The sequence below is a fragment of the Paenibacillus phocaeensis genome, from assembly GCF_900021165.1.
GTDB classification, from domain to species: Bacteria; Bacillota; Bacilli; order Paenibacillales; family Paenibacillaceae; genus Fontibacillus; species Fontibacillus phocaensis.
Genome location: NZ_FCOQ01000038.1, coordinates 1 through 18,538, shown reverse-complemented (window position 1 = coordinate 18,538; position 18,538 = coordinate 1). Strand labels below are relative to the sequence as shown.

General features: G+C 55.6%; 14 protein-coding genes, 2 pseudogenes and 2 riboswitches. Of the genes and pseudogenes, 15 read left to right on the top strand and 1 reads right to left on the bottom strand.

Features of this window, described 5'->3' with window-relative positions:
* Positions 1 to 272 precede the first annotated feature (272 nt).
* Positions 273 to 400, top strand: a riboswitch (glycine riboswitch).
* A 185-nt stretch (positions 401 to 585) separates the two neighbouring features.
* The 6 genes from sdaAB (at position 586) to BN3795_RS23605 (ending at position 7,479) form a co-directional block, all read left to right on the top strand.
* On the top strand, positions 586 to 1,257 hold the full coding sequence (sdaAB, locus tag BN3795_RS23630; RefSeq protein WP_068787130.1) for an L-serine ammonia-lyase, iron-sulfur-dependent subunit beta: 672 nt from the start codon (positions 586 to 588) through the stop codon (positions 1,255 to 1,257).
* A 16-nt stretch (positions 1,258 to 1,273) separates the two neighbouring features.
* The gene (gene sdaAA, locus BN3795_RS23625) at positions 1,274 to 2,155 is read left to right on the top strand and encodes an L-serine ammonia-lyase, iron-sulfur-dependent, subunit alpha (protein WP_068787129.1); all 882 of its coding nucleotides are present in this window, start codon (positions 1,274 to 1,276) and stop codon (positions 2,153 to 2,155) included.
* A 152-nt stretch (positions 2,156 to 2,307) separates the two neighbouring features.
* Positions 2,308 to 3,000: a response regulator transcription factor gene (locus tag BN3795_RS23620; protein WP_068787128.1), complete on the top strand. Its 693-nt coding sequence runs from the start codon at positions 2,308 to 2,310 to the stop codon at positions 2,998 to 3,000.
* Positions 2,997 to 4,124: a sensor histidine kinase gene (locus BN3795_RS23615; protein WP_110945359.1), complete on the top strand. Its 1,128-nt coding sequence runs from the start codon at positions 2,997 to 2,999 to the stop codon at positions 4,122 to 4,124. The genes BN3795_RS23620 and BN3795_RS23615 overlap by 4 nt, the downstream gene beginning before the upstream one ends.
* Before the next feature lie 120 nt (positions 4,125 to 4,244).
* Complete coding sequence (locus tag BN3795_RS23610; protein ID WP_068787127.1) at positions 4,245 to 4,958, top strand: ABC transporter ATP-binding protein; 714 nt, start codon at positions 4,245 to 4,247, stop codon at positions 4,956 to 4,958.
* Complete coding sequence (locus tag BN3795_RS23605) at positions 4,945 to 7,479, top strand: ABC transporter permease (protein WP_068787126.1); 2,535 nt, start codon at positions 4,945 to 4,947, stop codon at positions 7,477 to 7,479. The genes BN3795_RS23610 and BN3795_RS23605 overlap by 14 nt, the downstream gene beginning before the upstream one ends.
* A 99-nt stretch (positions 7,480 to 7,578) precedes the next feature.
* Here the strand turns inward: BN3795_RS23605 and BN3795_RS23600 are convergent, their stop codons facing one another.
* Positions 7,579 to 8,985, bottom strand: coding sequence for an MFS transporter (locus BN3795_RS23600; RefSeq protein ID WP_068787125.1), 1,407 nt, complete (start codon positions 8,983 to 8,985; stop codon positions 7,579 to 7,581).
* Between the two features lie 138 nt (positions 8,986 to 9,123).
* Between BN3795_RS23600 and BN3795_RS23595 the strand changes: the two genes are divergently transcribed.
* The 9 genes and pseudogenes from BN3795_RS23595 to BN3795_RS23555 all read left to right on the top strand — a co-directional run bounded on the left by BN3795_RS23595 (position 9,124) and on the right by BN3795_RS23555 (position 18,461).
* Positions 9,124 to 9,462, top strand: coding sequence for an ArsR/SmtB family transcription factor (locus BN3795_RS23595; protein WP_068787124.1), 339 nt, complete (start codon positions 9,124 to 9,126; stop codon positions 9,460 to 9,462).
* Between the two features lie 414 nt (positions 9,463 to 9,876).
* Entirely contained in the window at positions 9,877 to 10,641 is a 765-nt protein-coding gene (locus BN3795_RS23590) for a methionine ABC transporter ATP-binding protein (RefSeq protein ID WP_198524828.1), read from the top strand.
* A gap of 20 nt (positions 10,642 to 10,661) precedes the next feature.
* Entirely contained in the window at positions 10,662 to 11,324 is a 663-nt protein-coding gene (locus tag BN3795_RS23585; protein ID WP_068787245.1) for a methionine ABC transporter permease, read from the top strand.
* 18 nt (positions 11,325 to 11,342) lie between these two features.
* Positions 11,343 to 12,227, top strand: coding sequence for a MetQ/NlpA family ABC transporter substrate-binding protein (locus BN3795_RS23580; protein WP_068787122.1), 885 nt, complete (start codon positions 11,343 to 11,345; stop codon positions 12,225 to 12,227).
* An 84-nt stretch (positions 12,228 to 12,311) separates the two neighbouring features.
* Complete coding sequence (locus BN3795_RS23575; RefSeq protein ID WP_068787244.1) at positions 12,312 to 13,598, top strand: glycoside hydrolase family 18 protein; 1,287 nt, start codon at positions 12,312 to 12,314, stop codon at positions 13,596 to 13,598.
* A gap of 107 nt (positions 13,599 to 13,705) precedes the next feature.
* Positions 13,706 to 13,863, top strand: a riboswitch (FMN riboswitch).
* Positions 13,864 to 13,993: 130 nt separating this feature from the next.
* Complete coding sequence (locus BN3795_RS23570) at positions 13,994 to 15,010, top strand: DMT family transporter (protein ID WP_110945358.1); 1,017 nt, start codon at positions 13,994 to 13,996, stop codon at positions 15,008 to 15,010.
* A 165-nt stretch (positions 15,011 to 15,175) separates the two neighbouring features.
* The gene (locus tag BN3795_RS23565) at positions 15,176 to 16,339 is read left to right on the top strand and encodes a GGDEF domain-containing protein (RefSeq protein WP_198524821.1); all 1,164 of its coding nucleotides are present in this window, start codon (positions 15,176 to 15,178) and stop codon (positions 16,337 to 16,339) included.
* Between the two features lie 136 nt (positions 16,340 to 16,475).
* Positions 16,476 to 16,886 (top strand): annotated as a pseudogene (locus BN3795_RS25380) (transposase); the annotation flags it as partial.
* A 7-nt stretch (positions 16,887 to 16,893) separates the two neighbouring features.
* A pseudogene (locus tag BN3795_RS23555) lies at positions 16,894 to 18,461 on the top strand (IS1182 family transposase).
* Positions 18,462 to 18,538: the final 77 nt, after the last annotated feature.

Below are 18,538 nucleotides of genomic sequence, written 5' to 3'. Positions count from 1 at the left end.
GATAAGCAAGTCATCCTGATGTGAAGGAAAGCTGACACGGAGTGCACTTATTTTCAACCATTTATCGCTCGAAAGGTAAAATCTGGAGTTATTGGAGATAGTATATATCTGTAAAATTAAGGATACAAGTGGTTCGATATGAAAAATAACCATATTTTCACATAAAAATAGGAAAATAGGACTAGAATAGATTGACGAAATACGTAATGTTATGTAAGTTATCTTGACATCTTGCTAACTTCGTTTTACATTAATACAATTCATACAGGCGAATGAGGATGATGGGAGAGTCCGCAGGTTCGGCCGGAAGGACGAGCCAAAGAGCGGCACCGAAGGAGCAAAGGGTCGGCCCTGCAAGCCGGCAGCCGAATCTCTCAGGTACAAGGACCATGATCGGACGCCACTCTGGAGAGAGCGATCAGCCACCCAAGAGGTACATGGATCCCGGATCAAGGCGTAACCGGGAACATTAAACTTTCAGGTAACGGGGACAGAGCGAAAGGGCAGCGGCCTTTTTGACCTGTCTCTTTTTCCGTCCCGGGCTGGTGGGTTATCTTGTTTCCGAACAAAAGGAGAGGTGAATCCATGCGTTTCAAAAATGTATTCTCCATTATCGGTCCCGCGATGATCGGGCCTTCCAGCTCGCATACGGCCGGCGCGGTGCGGATTGGACGATTTGCCCGGCAACGGTTTGGAGGCCTGCCGGCCAAGGCAGCGATTTGCTTCTACGGCTCTTTTGCCGAAACGTACAGCGGACACGGGACCGACCTGGCTGTGGTCGGCGGCATTCTCGACTATCAAACGGACGACGAACGGATCCGTCATTCGCTGCAGGACGCTGCCGAGCAGGGGATAGAGGTGGTGTTCTCCACGGGGGTTCTGCCGGGAGCCCATCCGAATACGGTGAAAATCACGCTGACCGGCTCTGATGGCCGGCATACGGAGGTAACGGGCGCTTCCATCGGCGGTGGAACGATCGTGATCCGCAACATCGACGGCTTTGAGGTGAAAAGCTCGGGCGAGCTGCCGACACTGGTGATCTTCCATGACGACCGCCAAGGGGTGTTGGCAGGAATCACCGCCTTGTTCAGCCGGGAGTACGTCAACATCGGGTACATGATCACCGACCGGAAAGGACGCACGGGCGAGGCGCTGACCGTGGTGGAAGCCGACTCGTCGATTCCGCCGGAACTCGTGCAGGCGATTGAATCGCTGGAGCATGTCAACCAGGTGGTCTCTATTGATTTGACACGATAGGAAAGGAGAGAGCGGGATGCGCTTTAGCAATTTACGGGAGTTGGTCGCGTTGTGTGACCGGGAATCCCAGACCATTTCCGGAATTATGATTCAGGACCAGGCGGCGGAGAGCGGGCAATCGGAAACGGAAATTTTGGCTGTAATGGGCGAGTACTATCAAATCATGAAATCGGCGGTACGCAAAGGTTTGACGGAGGATATCGTCTCGACAAGCGGCCTGACGGGCGGTGACGCCAAACGAGTTGAGACCTATCGCGAGCGCGGGGAGGCTTCCGTCGGCGATATCGCCTGCCAGGCCATGGCTTACGCACTGGCGGTGTCCGAGGTCAACGCCTCGATGGGCCGGATCGTGGCCACGCCGACGGCGGGCTCCTGCGGCATCATTCCGGGCGTGTTCGTCAGTGCCCAGGAACGCTTCGGCTGGGAGGATGAGCACCTGGTGCGCGGGTTGTTTTGCGCCGGAGCCATCGGCTACGTGATCGCCAACAATTCGTTTATTTCCGGCGCGGAAGGCGGATGTCAGGCGGAAATCGGGTCGGCGATCGGGATGGCGGCCGGGGCGATGGTCGAGCTGCGCGGAGGGACGCCGGAGCAGGCGGTGCATGCCGTCGGCCTCGCGCTGAAGAATACGCTAGGGTTGATCTGCGATCCCGTCGGCGGCCTGGTGGAAATTCCCTGCATCGTGCGCAACGGCTTCGGTGCGGTGAACGCGCTGGCCGCCGCCGATATGGCGCTGGCCGGCGTGCGCAGCGCAATTCCGTCGGACGAAGTCATCGACGTGATGCTGGAGGTCGGCTCGGCGATGCCCAGCCGCCACCGCGAGACCGCGCAGGGCGGGCTGGCACAAACGCCAACCGGCCGCAAGATCATGAAGGAGCTGCGGAACCGGAAGAAATAATGAACAACTCGTCTAGCTTAAAAACGCCGCTGCCTGCACACAGGTTTGCGGCGTTTGTTGTTATCTTTGTCATCGATGATACATTGTTTCGGGGGCATGTTCATGTATAATCGGCATGTAGGAATGACCGGAAGAAGGGAAGACCTGAGATCATGACGAGGATTCTGATCGTAGAAGATGACGCGGGCTTAAACAAAGGGATCGCGCTGACCTTGGCGCGGGACGGAATGGCCGTGGAACAGGCTTATGATTTGGCGGGGGCGGAAGCAAGGCTTGCGGCGGGAGGGATTGATCTGGTGTTGCTGGACGTCAGATTGCCGGACGGGAGCGGCTTGGATTTCTGCGCCAAGCTCCGGGAGACTTCGCGGCTCCCCGTGATCTTCCTGACCGCCAATGACATGGAGTCCGATATCGTGATGGGCTTCGAATTGGGCGGGGATGACTACATCACGAAGCCGTTCAGTCTGATGGTGCTGCGGTCTCGGGTGATGGCCGTGCTGCGGCGCTGCGATCCGGAACGCGAGGATAAAGTGAATATCGGCGCTCTGGCGCTGGATTTCGGAAAAATGGATTACCGCAAGGGGGGCGCCCCCCTGTCGCTTAGCGTGACGGAGCAGAAGCTGCTGAGAGCTCTGGTGAACCACCGTGGACAAATCCTGACGCGAGATCAATTGATCTACCTTGTCTGGGGGCAAGAAGCCCAATTTGTGGATGAAAATGCGCTAACCGTCACCATCAAGCGATTGCGAGCCAAAGTCGAGGACGATCCCTCCGCGCCCAAATGGATCAAAACGGTATACGGTTTAGGTTATGTCTGGACCGATGCGGCGGAGGTGCAGGCATGACAACCGGCGAGGAATCCGTTAGCGGGAGCGGACGTGTCGATGCCGCAGGTCGCCGCCTCCTTCTGCAATCTGAGGGACAAGCCGGCATCGCGGGGCGGAACCCCTTGGCCTTCGGGAAATTATATGCGGCGTACGGAGCGTTGTTTGTCCTCCTAGTGCTCGGCTATCCGCTGGCGGTCTGGGCTTGGTCCGGGGAAATCTTTGCCCCGCCGCTGTGGCTTCCTGTAGGCTTCGGCGCAGCGTTGCTCTTCGTTGCCGGCTCTTTCGTCCGGACACTGCGGGTGAGATCCGCAACTGCTATTCGGGCAGCGTATGATATCGTCGATACGGCGATCGCCGGTCACCCGCGTCTCACCGGCTATGAGGAGACGGAGCTTTCCGCGCTCGAGAACAAGGTGTTCCGTTATGTCGAGCTCGCCCGGGCGCGCGAAGGGCAAGTCGAAGCGGAGCGCAGCCGGCTTCAGACGCTGCTCTCCGATATTTCGCATCAGACGAAAACGCCGCTGTCCAGCATCATACTGTACGGGGAACTGCTGACGGAAATCCCGGAACTGGACGAGGAGGCCCGCCAGTATGCGGCGCAGATCAAGTCCCAGGCCGCCAAGCTCGATTGGCTGATCGGGTCCCTGGTCAAAATGTCTCGGCTTGAGACGGGGATGATCACTCTGCAAACCAACGTAACGCCCCCGCTGATCCCAACGATCACGCAAGCGGTCTCGCAGGTTTATGCGGCTGCAGAACGCAAAGGCATTGAAATCGCCTTGGATTGCGATCCCGAAGTCTCGGCAAGACATGATCCCAAATGGACGGGGGAAGCCTTGTTCAACCTGTTGGAAAATGCGGTCAAATACAGCCCCGCCGGGAGCGGCATCCAAATTTCGGTGCTTGCGGGGGAAATGTTCGTCCGCATCGATGTCGCCGATCAGGGGATGGGCATCGCGGAGCAAGAATGGAACGAGATCTTCAAGCGATTTTATCGCAGCCCGCAAGTCGCCCAATACGAAGGCGTTGGGATCGGATTGTATCTGGCCCGGGAGATCCTTGCAGCTCAGGGCGGATACATCAAAGTGTCGTCCAAGCCCGGCGAAGGTTCGGTTTTCTCTTTATTTTTGCCCAGCCTGTAAGGGATCGGGGATTATGTCGAACCTGTTATTTTTCGGACATCCGGCCGTAAGATTGTTCTGCTACATTAAGTCCTGTACGAAACAAGTACAGGATTTATATATAGGGAGGTAGAAACCGGCATGCCGATCCTGCAAGTTGAAGGGTTGAAGAAAAGATATGGCCAAGGGTCGAACGCCGTCCAGGCGCTGAACGGCATTACGCTGAGCGTGGATAAAGGCGAATTCGTCGCGATCGTGGGCACAAGCGGCAGTGGAAAAAGCACGCTGCTCCACATGCTGGGCGGGCTGGATCGCCCTACTGAAGGCAAGGTGCACGTGGACGGAAACGAGATTTATGCCATGAATGACGAGAAGATGACGATCTTTCGGAGACGGTCGGTTGGCTTCGTGTTTCAAAGCTACAATCTGATTCCCATTTTGAATGTGTACGAAAATATCGTGCTGCCGATTGAGCTGGACGGCGCTCGCGTGGATCAGGAGCATGTGGATCAAGTGATCGCGGCGCTTGGGTTGTCCGATAAGGTGCATCATCTGCCGGCGAATCTGTCCGGCGGACAGCAGCAGCGGGTGGCGATCGCCCGGGCGCTGGCTACCAAGCCTTCCATCGTATTGGCGGACGAGCCGACCGGCAACCTGGACAGTAAAACGAGTCAGGAAGTGATGGTCCTGCTGAAGCTGATGAACGAGCGGTTCCACCAGACGATGGTCATGATTACGCACAATGAGGAGATCGCGCTTACCGCGGATCGAATCGTGCGGATCGAGGACGGCCGAATCGTCAGCCGTTCAGGACAAGCCGGAAGAGAGGCGGGGGCGCCGGATGTCAGCGACTAACCGAACCGGGGTTACGACGATCGTCAATCGAAGTCTGAAGGCGAATCTGCCGCGAAATGCGATCATCGTCAGTGCCATTGTGCTAACGACGCTGCTGCTCACTTCGGTGTTTACAATGGCATTCAGCATTAATGAATCGATGCAGTTAACCAAGATGAAGACGGCCGGCGGGGATTATCACGGCAGCTTCAAATACCTTACCCCCGCCGAGGCGGAGAAGCTCCGGCAGCATCCGTTGATCAAGGAATACGGCCAATCCGTATTGGTCGGCCGAGCAACCAGCGATGTCTTTCGCGGCACGGCGCTGGAAGTTGATCAAATCGACGAGAACGAGGCCAAACACAGCTTCATCCGATTCGAGGAAGGCGGTTTGCCAACCGAGGGAAAAGGGATTGCGACGAGTACCTGGGTGCTTGATTTGCTGGGTGTCCCCCATGAACTGGGGGCCCGGGTGAAGCTGGATCTGGATATCGACGGACAAGCGGTGACGGAGGAGTTTGTGTTGGCAGGGTATTTTCCGGCGGACCGAAACTTGTCGATGGCGGGGATGGCATTCGTATCGGAAGCTTTCGTCCAGCAACACCTATCCCGGCTGGATCCGGAGCAGACTCGGAAAACGGGCAGTTACGTGAATACGATTCGGCTGGATGTCATGTTTGACCATTCCTTTGGGATTGAGAAGAAGCTGCAAAAGGTACTGTCGGATACCGGAATAGATGCTCCATACGGGGTGAACTGGGCCTATAGCAGCGTCGGCCTGGAGGAAGATCCGACGAGCGTAGCGGCTTTCCTCGTCTTAATCCTCATCATCATGGTCAGCGGTTATTTGCTGATCTACAACATTTTTCATATTTCTGTCGTACGGGACATTAAGTTTTACGGTCTCTTGAAAACCATCGGTACCACTCCGCGCCAGCTCAAACGTGTCGTTTCCAAGCAAGCGAACCTTCTCTATCTGGTGGGCCTTCCCATTGGATTGGCTCTAGGATACGGAACGGGGGTGTGGCTGATGCCGCTGATCGGCGGATTATCCAGCGAAGCAACGGAGGAGACGGTGAGCTCCGGCAACCCTTTGATCTTTATCGTGGCGGCTCTCTTTGCCTATCTGACCGTACGGATCGCTGCCAGTAAACCGGGGCGCACTGCGTCGCGAATTTCCCCGGTCGAAGCCGTGAAATATTCGGGTCTCGCCGGGAACGAGGGGCGGGGCTTGGGCCGAAAGGTAAAACGTTCGTCGCAGGGGGCTAAGCTCACGCGTATGGCTTTCGCGAATCTGTTTCGATCCAAAAAGAAACTGCTGCTTATGCTGGCCTCCTTGTCGTTAAGCCTGATTTTGTTCAGCGTGATTCATACGGTCATTTCTTCGTTTAGCGTCAATAAATATTTAAACAGCTTTATTACGGGGGATTTCGTGATCAAGGAGGAGGTCGGCGGCCGAGGGGATGTCCCGGCTCCCGATAACGCCGCCTTGACGGAAGAGTTCGCACGGATGTTAAGTCAAATCGATGGCGTAATGAGCGCGGACAAAGTGTACTACCGTATGGCTTCACTGCCGTTGAACGAGAAGATCCAACGTGTCATTGAACCTCTGTCGAAGACGGAAGCTCCCGAGGAGTCCCCCATGTCTTGGATTCTAAAAAATAAGGCTGTCGATTTGCAACTCCATGGCCTGGATCCCGGGTGGTATGAGGTGATCGAACCTAAGGATATCGTCGCCGGGACGTTTGATCGGGACAAGTTCGCTTCAGGCGATTATGTGCTGGTGTCGGAAGCGTTGCTGAGCTCCGATCATTATGCCCGTTATTATCAGCCGGGCGACCCAATCCGGTTCGACGGAATCCACAAGAGCTACGAGGTGATGGCGGTATTAAGTTCGGATGCGCTGTATGCAGCGGGGACCCAATACTACACCGTTGGGGGCTTTAAGGTGTTTTGGCCGGCGGACGAGTTCGTGAAGTCGGTGAAGGATCCGATCCTTTTGTCCGTGACCCTCCACGTCGATCCGGCCAAACTCGGTGAAGCGGAATCGGCGGTGAAATCCTTCACGGCGTCTAGTCCCAGCTTAATTGTGAAGTCGCGGGAGGACTATAAGGAGGAGATGCAAGGTTTCATCCGCGTCTTTCAAACGATCGGCTACGGCCTGAGCGTGGTGATTGGCTTGATTGGAATCCTAAATTATATCAATACGGTGATTACGGGCATGTGGTCAAGAAGGGGCGAATTCGCCATTTTAGAGAGCGTTGGCATGACCCGGAAACAACTCAAATCGATGCTCGTGCTGGAAGGCCTCTATAGCATATTGCTGACCGGCCTGATCGTGGGTACGGCGGGCATGGGATTAACGTATGGGGTAGCCAAGGGGATCGCTAACGGAATGGCGTTTACGGATTTCCGAATGAGTCCGTTGCCGATGGCCGGTATGTTGGCGCTGCTCCTTGGGATGGCTATGATCGTGACCTTGTCCTCTTACCGGAGGATGTCTCAAGCCACGATTGTGGAGAGATTACGGGAAGCCGAGTAAGTCCGGGATGTCCTTGAACAACAGCAAAACCCCTGGGGTGGCTGCGGAAAGCATTTGTTCCGTTTGCAGCCCCAGGGGGTTTCATTATATTCAACCAGTTTACACTTCAAAAGAGGTGCCTTGCTGCGATCTTCCTTTTATGGCCATGCTGCGCAAATAAACAAATGACGAGCCGAGGGCGAGCAGCGCCATCACCATGAGTCCCCAGAAAATGTTGGAGTAGGCTGCAGACAGCGAGAGACCGTGCTGCCATTCCATTGCACTGGAGGCCATGGCAACGCTAAAGGCGCCGCTGAAGAACTGCAGAAGCTGGTAAAGCCCCATTCCCGAACCCACCTGAGATGCCGGCAAAATACGGGAGATTTCGTTGGATACGCTGCTTGAGAGCATTGTAAATCCTAAGCTGATCAGCATATAGATGAACAGGATGGCTAACCAGGATTGCCCGCTGAACAAGGCGAACAGGATCATGGAGCTGAGCACGAGCAGCGGAACGTACCGTAAAATCGCGCCGTTGCCGTGACGATCAATGACGGAGCCGACTCTGCGCGAAGCGACCATCGCGAGGATTGAGCCCGGGAAGATGATCATTCCGGCATGGCTGGCGGTTAATCCAAACTGATGCACCAAAATTTGCGGCAGCAAAAACAAGGTAGCGAAGCTGCACAAATAGGCGGCGATGCCGACGATCGACAAGGCGAGGTAAGACCCGTTGCGGAACAACGCAGGGGAGACGAACGGGTCGGAGGCAGTGCGGATTCTCCAGACGAACAGGATCATTGCCGCCGCGCCGAAGGCCAGTGCCAGCCAGGAATGTTCGGTCAGAAACAGCAGCAGACCGGTCGTGCCGACCGCCACAAATAGGGCGCCCGGGGTGTCGAACGCCCCCCGAACCGGCTGTTCCCGCGGGATATGCCGAAGAAACAGCGGCACTAATAACAGCGTGAATGCCGTGATCACGAACAGATATCTCCATCCGAAGTATTCAACGATTGCGCCGCCGGCAACGGGGCCGAGGCCCAGACCCAGCGAGACGGCCGACATAATCAAGGCCATCGCTTTGCCGCGTCGTTCGATAGGCACGTAGCGGGATAAGGTCACGAGCGACAGTGAGACGACCGCACCTGCACCCGATGCCTGAACCACGCGAACCGCGAGCAGCATCCAGAAGCTCGGGCTGAACAATCCGGCGACAGCGGCGATCCCAAGCGTCGTAAGTCCAATTGCCAGCAACCGGCGAATCGGCAGGAAGTCCGACAGACGGCTGAACGTGATGGACGAGATAGCGAACATGATGGAATAGCCGGTGACGATCAGGGATGAGATCGCTGCCGATAAATGAAAGGATTCCGTGACATCCGGCAGCGCCAGGTTAAACATCGCCGTGTTCATGATGACCAGCACGACCGCAACAGCGAGCAATGCCGTTAACAAGCCTTCGTTGGCGAGGGGAGGCAAGGAAGCCGGCGCGGCGGGATTTTCAGACTTGGTGGAGATCGGACGCATGGTTTACTTTCACTCCCTCTTTCTCTGTTCTAATGTTCGAATGTTATCGAACGATTGAAATATAGCATGCTTTCGCTTATGATGTAAATAGGGGATCCTTAATTTATCACAAATTTTTGAGATAAAGGAGTTATCCTGATGAAAGTCCTGTATCACCCCGACCGGGATGAAATTCAGTTATCTTCCGTATTGTACGCTTTAAGTGATCCGATTCGGCTCAGCGTAGTGGCTGAAATGCGCCGCGGCGGCGAACAGCCCTGCAATTATTTCGAGGTTCCGATCGCCAAGTCAACATTGTCCCACCATATCCGCACGCTGCGGGAAGCCGGTGTCGTGTTCACCCGGATCCAAGGCACGCAGCGGTTTATGTCGGTGCGGGAGGAGGATTTGGCCCTTCGTTTTCCCGGCTTGCTGGATTCGATCCTGCGGGCGTATGAGCAAACGGAGCGGACGAAGGAGAGCGCTCGCCCCGAGTAACGCAGCCCCGGACCTTAATGCCGACCAGGCCCGGAGCGGCGGTGGATAGTAACGCTAAAACGGTCGGATTCTCGATTGCGGCAAAATCGCCGTAAGTTGCCCTGAATCTATCCCGATATGCGAATAGCCCGGCCCAGGAGGTTCGTCTCCCGCCGGGCTTTTTGCGGTTCGCTTTTCCATGGGCAGCAGGGTAAAACGGGCTGAAACGGCGGGGCGAAGATCAGGATATTGCCAATGTCATGCCAACTATTTAGTCGAAGGTTTACGATGAGAAGGAATCCGTCGCTTTTATAATAATTAATCTAAATTAGTGACACAGTGTAATTAATGGTCTATAATCAACTGGTGAAAGTACAATGTAACAGTGCATATAAATAAGTAATACAGAAGATGGAGCGAGAGGGGGAACGCTGTATCATCACTTTGGAGCATGTCAGCAAGACCTATGATTTGCAGAACGGCCGTTTCGAGGCGGTGCGCGACGTATCCCTGCGGGTTTCGCAAGGTACGATCCACGGCATCATTGGCCCCAGCGGGGCCGGTAAATCGACATTGCTGCGGATGATGAACGCCCTGGAGCTGCCGGATGAGGGGAGTGTCACGGTATTGGGCAGGGAGCTTACTGCGCTTCCCGAGACCGCCCGGCGTGAGGTGCGCAGGTCGATCGGAATGATCTTCCAGCAGTTTCACCTGCTGAATAACCGAACGGTCAGCGGCAACGTTTCGGTTCCGCTGGAGCTTGCGGGCATGCGGAAGCAGGAGCGAACCGACCGCGTCCGGGAATGCTTGCGGTTCGTCGGTCTGGAAGACAAGGCCCGCCAATACCCGGCCGCCCTGAGCGGCGGACAGAAGCAGCGGGTAGCGATCGCCCGGGCACTGGCGAGCCGACCGGACCTCCTGCTGTGCGATGAGCCGACCTCCTCGCTTGATCCGAAGACGACCGCCGAGATTCTTGAGGTGTTGCTGCATGTCCATCGAACGCTTGGGGTGACGATCGTCATCGTGACGCATGAGATGGATGTCGTACGCAGCATTTGCCAAGGGGTGTCCGTGATGGAAGAAGGCCGGCTGACCGATTCGTTTACGATCGAACGAAATCAAGCGAAGGCGGGAACCGCCGGGATCGCGGGCTACAGCGCTTCGTATCGGGAACAGTTGCTTGGCGAAACGGGGGTGTGAGGGTGTTTGATATCTCTCTGATGTGGGAGGGCTTCATCCAATACCGCAGCCAAATCGGCGAGGCGGTCGGAGAGACGTTCGCCATGGTGGGAATCGCGCTGCTGGCCGCGATCCTGCTCGGATTGCCGGCGGGAACGGCGTTGTACCTGACCGGCAAAGGCCAACTGTATGAACATCGCCTGGGGTATGGTCTGTTGAATGGAGCGGTCAACGTCATCCGCTCTTTTCCCTTCCTGCTGCTGGTTGTGTTCATGATTCCTCTGACCCGGCTGATCGTGGGCACGGCAATCGGGACTCTGGCTGCCTCCATTCCGCTGGCAGTGGTCGCAATCGCGATCTATGCGCGGTTCGTCGAACAATCGCTGCTGGAGGTGCCGCGAGGTGTGATTGAGTCAGCGCGATCCATGGGGGCGTCCAGGATACAGATCGTTCTGAAATTTTTATACGTGGAGGCCCGTTCCGGTCTAGTGCTGGGGCTGACCTCCTCGACCATCAGCTTCATCTCTTATTCGACGGTAATGGGCGTGGTCGGCGGCGGCGGGGTTGGCGACTTCGCGATCCGCTACGGCTATCAGCGGTTTGAAACGGAGCTGATGGCGGTGGTGATCCTGCTGATGATCGTTTTGGTACAAGGAATTCAATTTATAGGAAATGCGTTGTCCCGATGGTTGGATAAACGTTAAATCTGGAGGGAGAAAACCATGCTAAAAACAGGAAAATGGATGATGACGCTCGCGCTGCTGATGCTGGTGCTGAGCGCCTGCGGCAACAACGGAAACCCTGCGAATACTTCGAACGCGGCGCAATCCGGTAATTCGGGGACGGGGGTCGAGGCACCGGCAGCGGCGGGGTCGGATACTTCGGAAACAACCACGTTGAAGGTGGCTTCCTTGATTCCGCCAATGACGGATATTCTGGAGCTGATCAAACCCCAGCTCAAAGAGGAAGGCATCGATCTGGAAGTTGTCGTGTTGTCTGACAATGTTCAGCCTAACGATGCGCTGGCGAACAAGGAAGTGGATGCGAACTTCTTCCAGCATGTGCCTTGGATGGAGGAGTACAATACGAACAAAAAGGCCAACCTTGTCCCGGTTCAACCGGTTTACCACGCCGTTTATGGCGCATATTCCAAACGCTATACCTCGATGGACGAACTCCCGGACGGGGCGACGATCGTGATTGCCAACGATGCGTCCAACGGCGGCCGTTCGCTCGATATGCTGGATGAAGCCGGCGTGGTCAAGCTGAAGGAGGGGGTTGGCATCCATGCGACCGTTGCCGATATCGTAGAGAATCCTCACAACTACAAATTCGAAGAAGTTGACCTGTTGATGTTGCCGCGGATGTTGGATGACGCCGACCTGGTGCTGATGACTCCAGCCTATGCCAGCCCGCTGGGACTCACGCCGAAGAAGGACGCCTTGCTGACGGAAACCGTGGAATCGGCTTTTGCGATCACTTTGGTGGCCCGCGAGGATAACCGTGATTCGGAACCGATCCAGAAACTGGCGAAAGCCATCTCCAGTCCGGAAGTCAAGCAGTTTCTGGAGGACAACTACGACGAGATCGCGCTTCCGGCGTTCTGACGTAAGTCCCGCCGGCACGAATAGGCCAAACCAGCTCCTTCATAGGATGGTAGTATGACGATCCATATGAAGGAGGGGGAGCAGATGCAGATTCATCTCGTCCAGTCGGGCCAGACGATATACGGCATCGCGGAAGCTTATGGCGTACCCTATGAAGATATCGTTGAAGCCAATGAGCTTCCGAACCCGGAGCGGCTTGTGGTTGGACAAACCTTGGTCATCCCGATCATCGGCAGCTATTACTGGGTCCGGTCCGGGGACAGCTTGTGGTCCATCGCCCGGCGATGGGGGATCAGCTATCAGGAGCTGGCTCGCGTCAACGCCATTGCTGAGGATCAGCCGCTGTCCATTGGACTCCGGCTCTACATTCCGCCGCGGCCGAGAAGAAGCGCCGAATTTAACGCCTATGTAGAGCCGCGCGGGGGCACGGTTGCTCCGGCTCTGGAGGAAAGCGCCCGGGAAGCGGCGCGGCATCTGACCTATCTGGCCCCGTTCAGCTTTCAAGCGCAGCGGGACGGTTCGCTTCGGGAGCCGCCGCTGAATGGGTTTCCCGAAATTGCCCGGGCGAACCGGGTGGTGCTGATGATGGTGATCACGAATCAGGAGAACGACCGGTTTAGCGACGAGCTGGGGCGGATCCTGCTGAACGATCTCCCGATCCAGGAACGATTCCTCGACAACATCGTTGCGACAGCAAATCAATACGGATTTCGGGACATCCACTTCGATTTTGAATTCCTCCGGCCGGAGGATCGGGAGGCCTACAACGCTTTTCTGCGCAAGGCCAAAGCGCGCTTTGCGCAGCAGGGCTGGCTGATGTCCACCGCTCTGGCACCCAAGACAAGCGCAGACCAGCAGGGCTTGTGGTACGAAGGACATGACTATCGGGCGCACGGAGAAATCGCCGATTTCGTTGTCATCATGACCTATGAGTGGGGCTACAGCGGCGGACCGGCCCAGGCGGTATCGCCGATCGGTCCGGTCCGGCGGGTGCTGGAATACGCGTTAACCGAAATGCCCGGCTCTAAAATCATGATGGGGCAGAACCTATATGGCTACGACTGGACGCTTCCCTTCGTGCAGGGAAGCACTGCGCGGGCGGTCAGTCCGCAGCAGGCGATTGAGATTGCGGCGCGGCACGGCGTTGCCATCCAATACAGCGAGCGGGATCAGGCGCCGTTTTTTCACTATTGGGATGAGGAAGGACGGGAGCATGAAGTATGGTTTGAGGATGCCCGTTCGATCCAGGCCAAGTTTAATCTGATCAAGGAGCTGGGGCTGCGGGGGATGAGCTATTGGAAGCTGGGCTTGAGCTTCCCGCAAAACTGGCTGCTGCTCGAGAACAACTTCGAAGTAGTCAAACGGGGATGAGATGAAGAATTGGAACCTCGGGCTTACATTGTGATTTTTGTAACAGAGTCACTTGACATCCTGGGGTATGATAGAAACAACTTAAGTTATCAAAAATTTAAATGAATAGAGATCTTCGGGGTAGGGTGAAATTCCCGACCGGCGGTGAGGTTTTCTTGTAGGAAAACTGCAGCCCGCGACTCGCCTGCGGCTTCTAACGGCCGCGTGCGACTGACTTGGTGCGATTCCAAGGCCGACGGTAAAGTCCGGATGGGAGAAGATCAATCAAGCGCTAGTTTGCTCAGGTTCCGGCAGGGAGCCTGACAGGCTTCTTTGGTCAGCCCCCGCATACCTTTCCGAAGGTCAATGCGGGGGTTTTCTACTTAGACCCTCTATTCAAGAAGGGGATTTACACGATGGATAAAGCAAAAGCAAGCAGCGGGCTCCGGATTCAGGCCGGAGCGGGCGCGGGGGCGCTGGCAGGCGCATCCGGCCAGGTTAATCCCTCCTCCCGGACGGCGGAGGCTCGGAAATCGCGAAGCGGGTTCTGGCTGGTCGTATTGGGCGCGGCGTTGTGGGGCGTAGACCCGCTGTTTCGGGTCATTCTGCTGAAGTCGCTCACCTCGGCGCAAATCGTACTGATCGAGCATCTGATTATCGCACTGATCGCCATTCCGGTCTTGTGGAAAAACCGTACCGAGCTCAAAGGGCTCGGCTGGCGTCAAGGAGGCGCGCTGTTGTTTATCTCTTGGGGCGGTTCGGCCATCGCCACGATTCTGTTTACGATGGCGCTGTCGAGCGGGGATCTGAACGCTGTCCTGCTGCTGCAGAAGATGCAGCCGCTGTTTGCCATCCTGCTGGCTGGTTTGCTGCTTAAGGAGAAGCTGCCGCGCCATTTTTTCGGCTTATTGCTTATTGCGCTGCTCGGGACGTATTTGTTGACCTTCGGGTTTACGATGCCGATCGGGCACTGGAGCGATTTCGTGCAGGTCGGCAGTCTGCTGTCGCTGGGTGCCGCTGCGCTATGGGGCGGTTCCACGGTGATGGGGCGGATGATGGTTGGCCATCTGAAATATGAGACGGTGACGTCGCTGCGGTTTATTTTGGCGCTGCCGCTGCTGCTGGCTATCGCATGGAATGAAGGGGCTGCCTGGAACCTGCCGGCGGGCACTTCGCAAATCGCCGCGCTGTCGTTGAATATGCTTGGACAAGCGCTCCTGCCGGGGCTGCTCAGCCTGCTTGTGTATTACAAGGGGCTGACGACGACGAAGGCCTCTGTCGCCACGCTGGCGGAGCTGAGCTTCCCGATGGTTGGCGTCCTGGTGAACTGGATCGCCTTCCAGCAAATGATTACCGTCGCCCAGGTATGCGGTTTTGTACTGATTTGGGGCACGTTGTTCCTGATCTCCCGCCAGGGAGCAGCCAGGCAATAATCTCGATGGAACCTATCACGAAGAAGCGAGTTTTTCCCTCCCGATTCCAGGGGGATAAGCTCGCTTTTTTTCATCTTGCGTCCCTCTTTGGCGAAATTTGTTGTATGATAGATAGAATCGTTCCGACGAGGAATCCTATGGCGGATGGAGATGGTGGGAAGTTTCATGATGGATCTGAATTTGGATATGAAGACCGTGTTCGTCTTGCTCGTGCTAGGCCATCTCCTCGCGGTCATTCTCTTTAGCGCATACAAGTTTCGTAATTCCAAGGAATCGGCGATCGACAAGTTCTATGCGTCCAAATGGCTGCAGGCCATAACCTGGGGCTTATTTATCGTTGCGGAAAAAACACCGGGGATGGCCGTGATCGTTGCGGCCAACCTGTTCTTCCTGCTGGGCGTGGCGCTGGAAACGGCGGCTCTGCTGCAGGTAGCCGGCGGATTCGGTGCCAGAGCCAGACGCTTCTACACGGCTTGGACAACAGGCAGTATGGCGGCTTACTTGCTGGTAGTTCTCCTGCATAATGCGGCCCCGCTTCGCATCGCCGTTGTATCGCTGTCGATCGCGGTGATGATCGCCGTTCCCGCCGGCCGATTAGCGTCTTCCCCGTCCAAGCCCCCGCTGTCGCTGCTGCTCGGTTACATGTATTTGGCGATCGCGGCCGCCCTGATCCTGCGTACGCCGCTGGCTTTATTCACCGCGGTGCCGGTGGACATGCTGGAGCCCGGCATTTACCGCACGTTATCCTTCCTTACCTTGTATGCGATTATGATGCTGGGAAATATGGGCTTCTTTCTGTTGACCAAAGAGCGGATGGACCGAGAATTGTTAAGATTAGCCAGCTATGACGACCTGACCGGCGCCCTAAACCGCCGGGCCTTCATGCACCATACGCGGGAGACGCTGCGCCGATGTCGGAAGGAAGCGGTGCCGGCCTCGTTTATCCTGATAGATGTCGATCATTTTAAGACGATTAACGACTCCTTCGGACATCATGTCGGGGACGAGCTGCTACAGGAGTTCGCCGGGAAGGTTCGCCCGCGGCTCGGGGCGGGGGATTTGTTCGGTCGCTACGGCGGGGACGAGTTCGCCATCTTTCTGCCGGGGGCGGATGAGCCGGCGTCGGATCAATTTGCCGAATCTCTGCGTGCAGCTGTGCTTGAGAGCGAGGGAATTCCGTGGCGTCCCGAATACACGATCAGCATCGGCGTCGTGACCGTACGCGCGGGCGCTGTAATCTCGTTGCCAGAGCTGTTCAAATCAAGCGATGAAGCGTTGTATCAAGCGAAAAATGCGGGCCGCAATCGGGCGGCCCGAAGCGGAACTTAAATGAAAAGAGGGTGTCCCAAAAGTCATCATAGATGACTAGGGGCGACCCTCTTTTTCATTTCGTCAAACAAAAAGAAACCACTCTTTGGTAAAATGGAGGTACCACCCAACCATAAACCAAAAGGAGACGGTTTCTTTGTACATTCAATATACCATGGATCAACTCTGCTTACCAATGGATTTAGAAGAAGATATCCCCGCCAATCACCTCGTTCGTGTGGTCAACGCCGCCGTTAATCGTCTCGACGAAGCCATCTTCGACGCAGCTTACCCTGGAGGCGGACGAGACAGCTACCACCCTAAAATGCTCACCAAAGTCATCATTTACGCCTACACGCAGCGTATCTACTCCTCTCGCCAGATCGCCAAAGCGATCCGTGAAAACATCATGTTCATGTGGATCGCGGCCAGGCAAAAGCCGGATTTCCGCACCATCAACCGGTTTCGTTCAGAGCGAATGAAAAACGTACTGGAGACGGTGTTTACCGCCGTTCTTCAGTTTCTGGCCGAGGAAAACTACGTGCAGCTTGAGCATTACTTTGTGGATNGTTTCTTTGTACATTCAATATACCATGGATCAACTCTGCTTACCAATGGATTTAGAAGAAGATATCCCCGCCAATCACCTCGTTCGTGTGGTCAACGCCGCCGTTAATCGTCTCGACGAAGCCATCTTCGACGCAGCTTACCCTGGAGGCGGACGAGACAGCTACCACCCTAAAATGCTCACCAAAGTCATCATTTACGCCTACACGCAGCGTATCTACTCCTCTCGCCAGATCGCCAAAGCGATCCGTGAAAACATCATGTTCATGTGGATCGCGGCCAGGCAAAAGCCGGATTTCCGCACCATCAACCGGTTTCGTTCAGAGCGAATGAAAAACGTACTGGAGACGGTGTTTACCGCCGTTCTTCAGTTTCTGGCCGAGGAAAACTACGTGCAGCTTGAGCATTATTTTTGGACGGCACGAAGATCGAAGCGAATGCCAACCGATATACGTTTGTATGGGGGAAGGCGGTAGTGAAGCATAAAGCCAAGCTCCAAGAAAAAGTCCAAACCTTGTTCGCCGCCATTGAGGAAGCTGAGAAACAAGAAGAACGTGCTCACGGGGGCCAGGATCTTCTTGAACTGGGCGAGTCCTCTGCCCTCACCGGTGAAAAGCTGGAGCAAGCCGTCAAACAATTAGAGGAGCGTCTGCAGGAGAAACCAAAGGACAAGCCGCTCAAGAAGGCGATGCGCACGCTCCGCAAAGACTTGCTTCCTCGCCTTCAGAAGTATGAGACGCAGGAAGCGATTTTAGGCACGAGAAACAGCTACAGTAAAACAGACCCGGACGCCACGTTTATGCGGATGAAAGAAGACCACATGCGAAACGGCCAGCTAAAGCCAGCCTATAATGTTCAGATTGGCACTGAAAATCAATTCATTATCGGTTACAGTTTGCACCAGCGGCCAACCGATACGCGCTGCCTCATCCCGCATTTTGAGAAGATAAAATCGCAGTTCGGCAAGCTGCCAAAAAAAGTCATCGCCGATGCAGGCTATGGCGGTGAAGAAAATTACGACTACTTGGAGCGAAATGAAGTCGAAGCCATGGTGAAGTACAACACGTATCACCGCGAAAAGAGCAAGGCATGGCAAAAAGACATCAGCAAGATCGACAACTGGACCTATAACAGTGAACAAGATACATGGACATGTGCGGCCGGACAAACGCTCCATTTTCGAAGAGGGAGTAAGGAGAAAACGGAAAGCGGGTATGAAATCGAATACCGACATTACCGAAGCGCCGGCTGTGAGGGTTGTCCGCTAAAACCGCAGTGTACCCAAGCCCAAGGTGATCGCGAGATCAAGGTGAGTATGAAGTATTGGCGGCTAAAGAACCAGGCCAGGCAAAAGCTCCGCAGTGAAGAAGGTCATGCCCTAGCCGTAAGGCGCATGATCGAGCCGGAGCCTGTGTTTGGCCATGTAAAGAACAACCGAGGCTTTAAAAGGTTCCTGCTTCGAGGCTTACCCAAAGTAAGTCTGGAGGTGGGGTGGCTTTCCCTTGCCCACAATCTGCTCAAGAAAGCAGCGGTGGACGCCAAAAACCAAGGAGCTAAGCGAGAACAGACCGCCTAGCTCCTTGGTTTTTTATGAATCCCATCCAATTTGGCTGCTGAGGGTGTCCCAGAGTTTACTTTTGGGACACCCTCTTT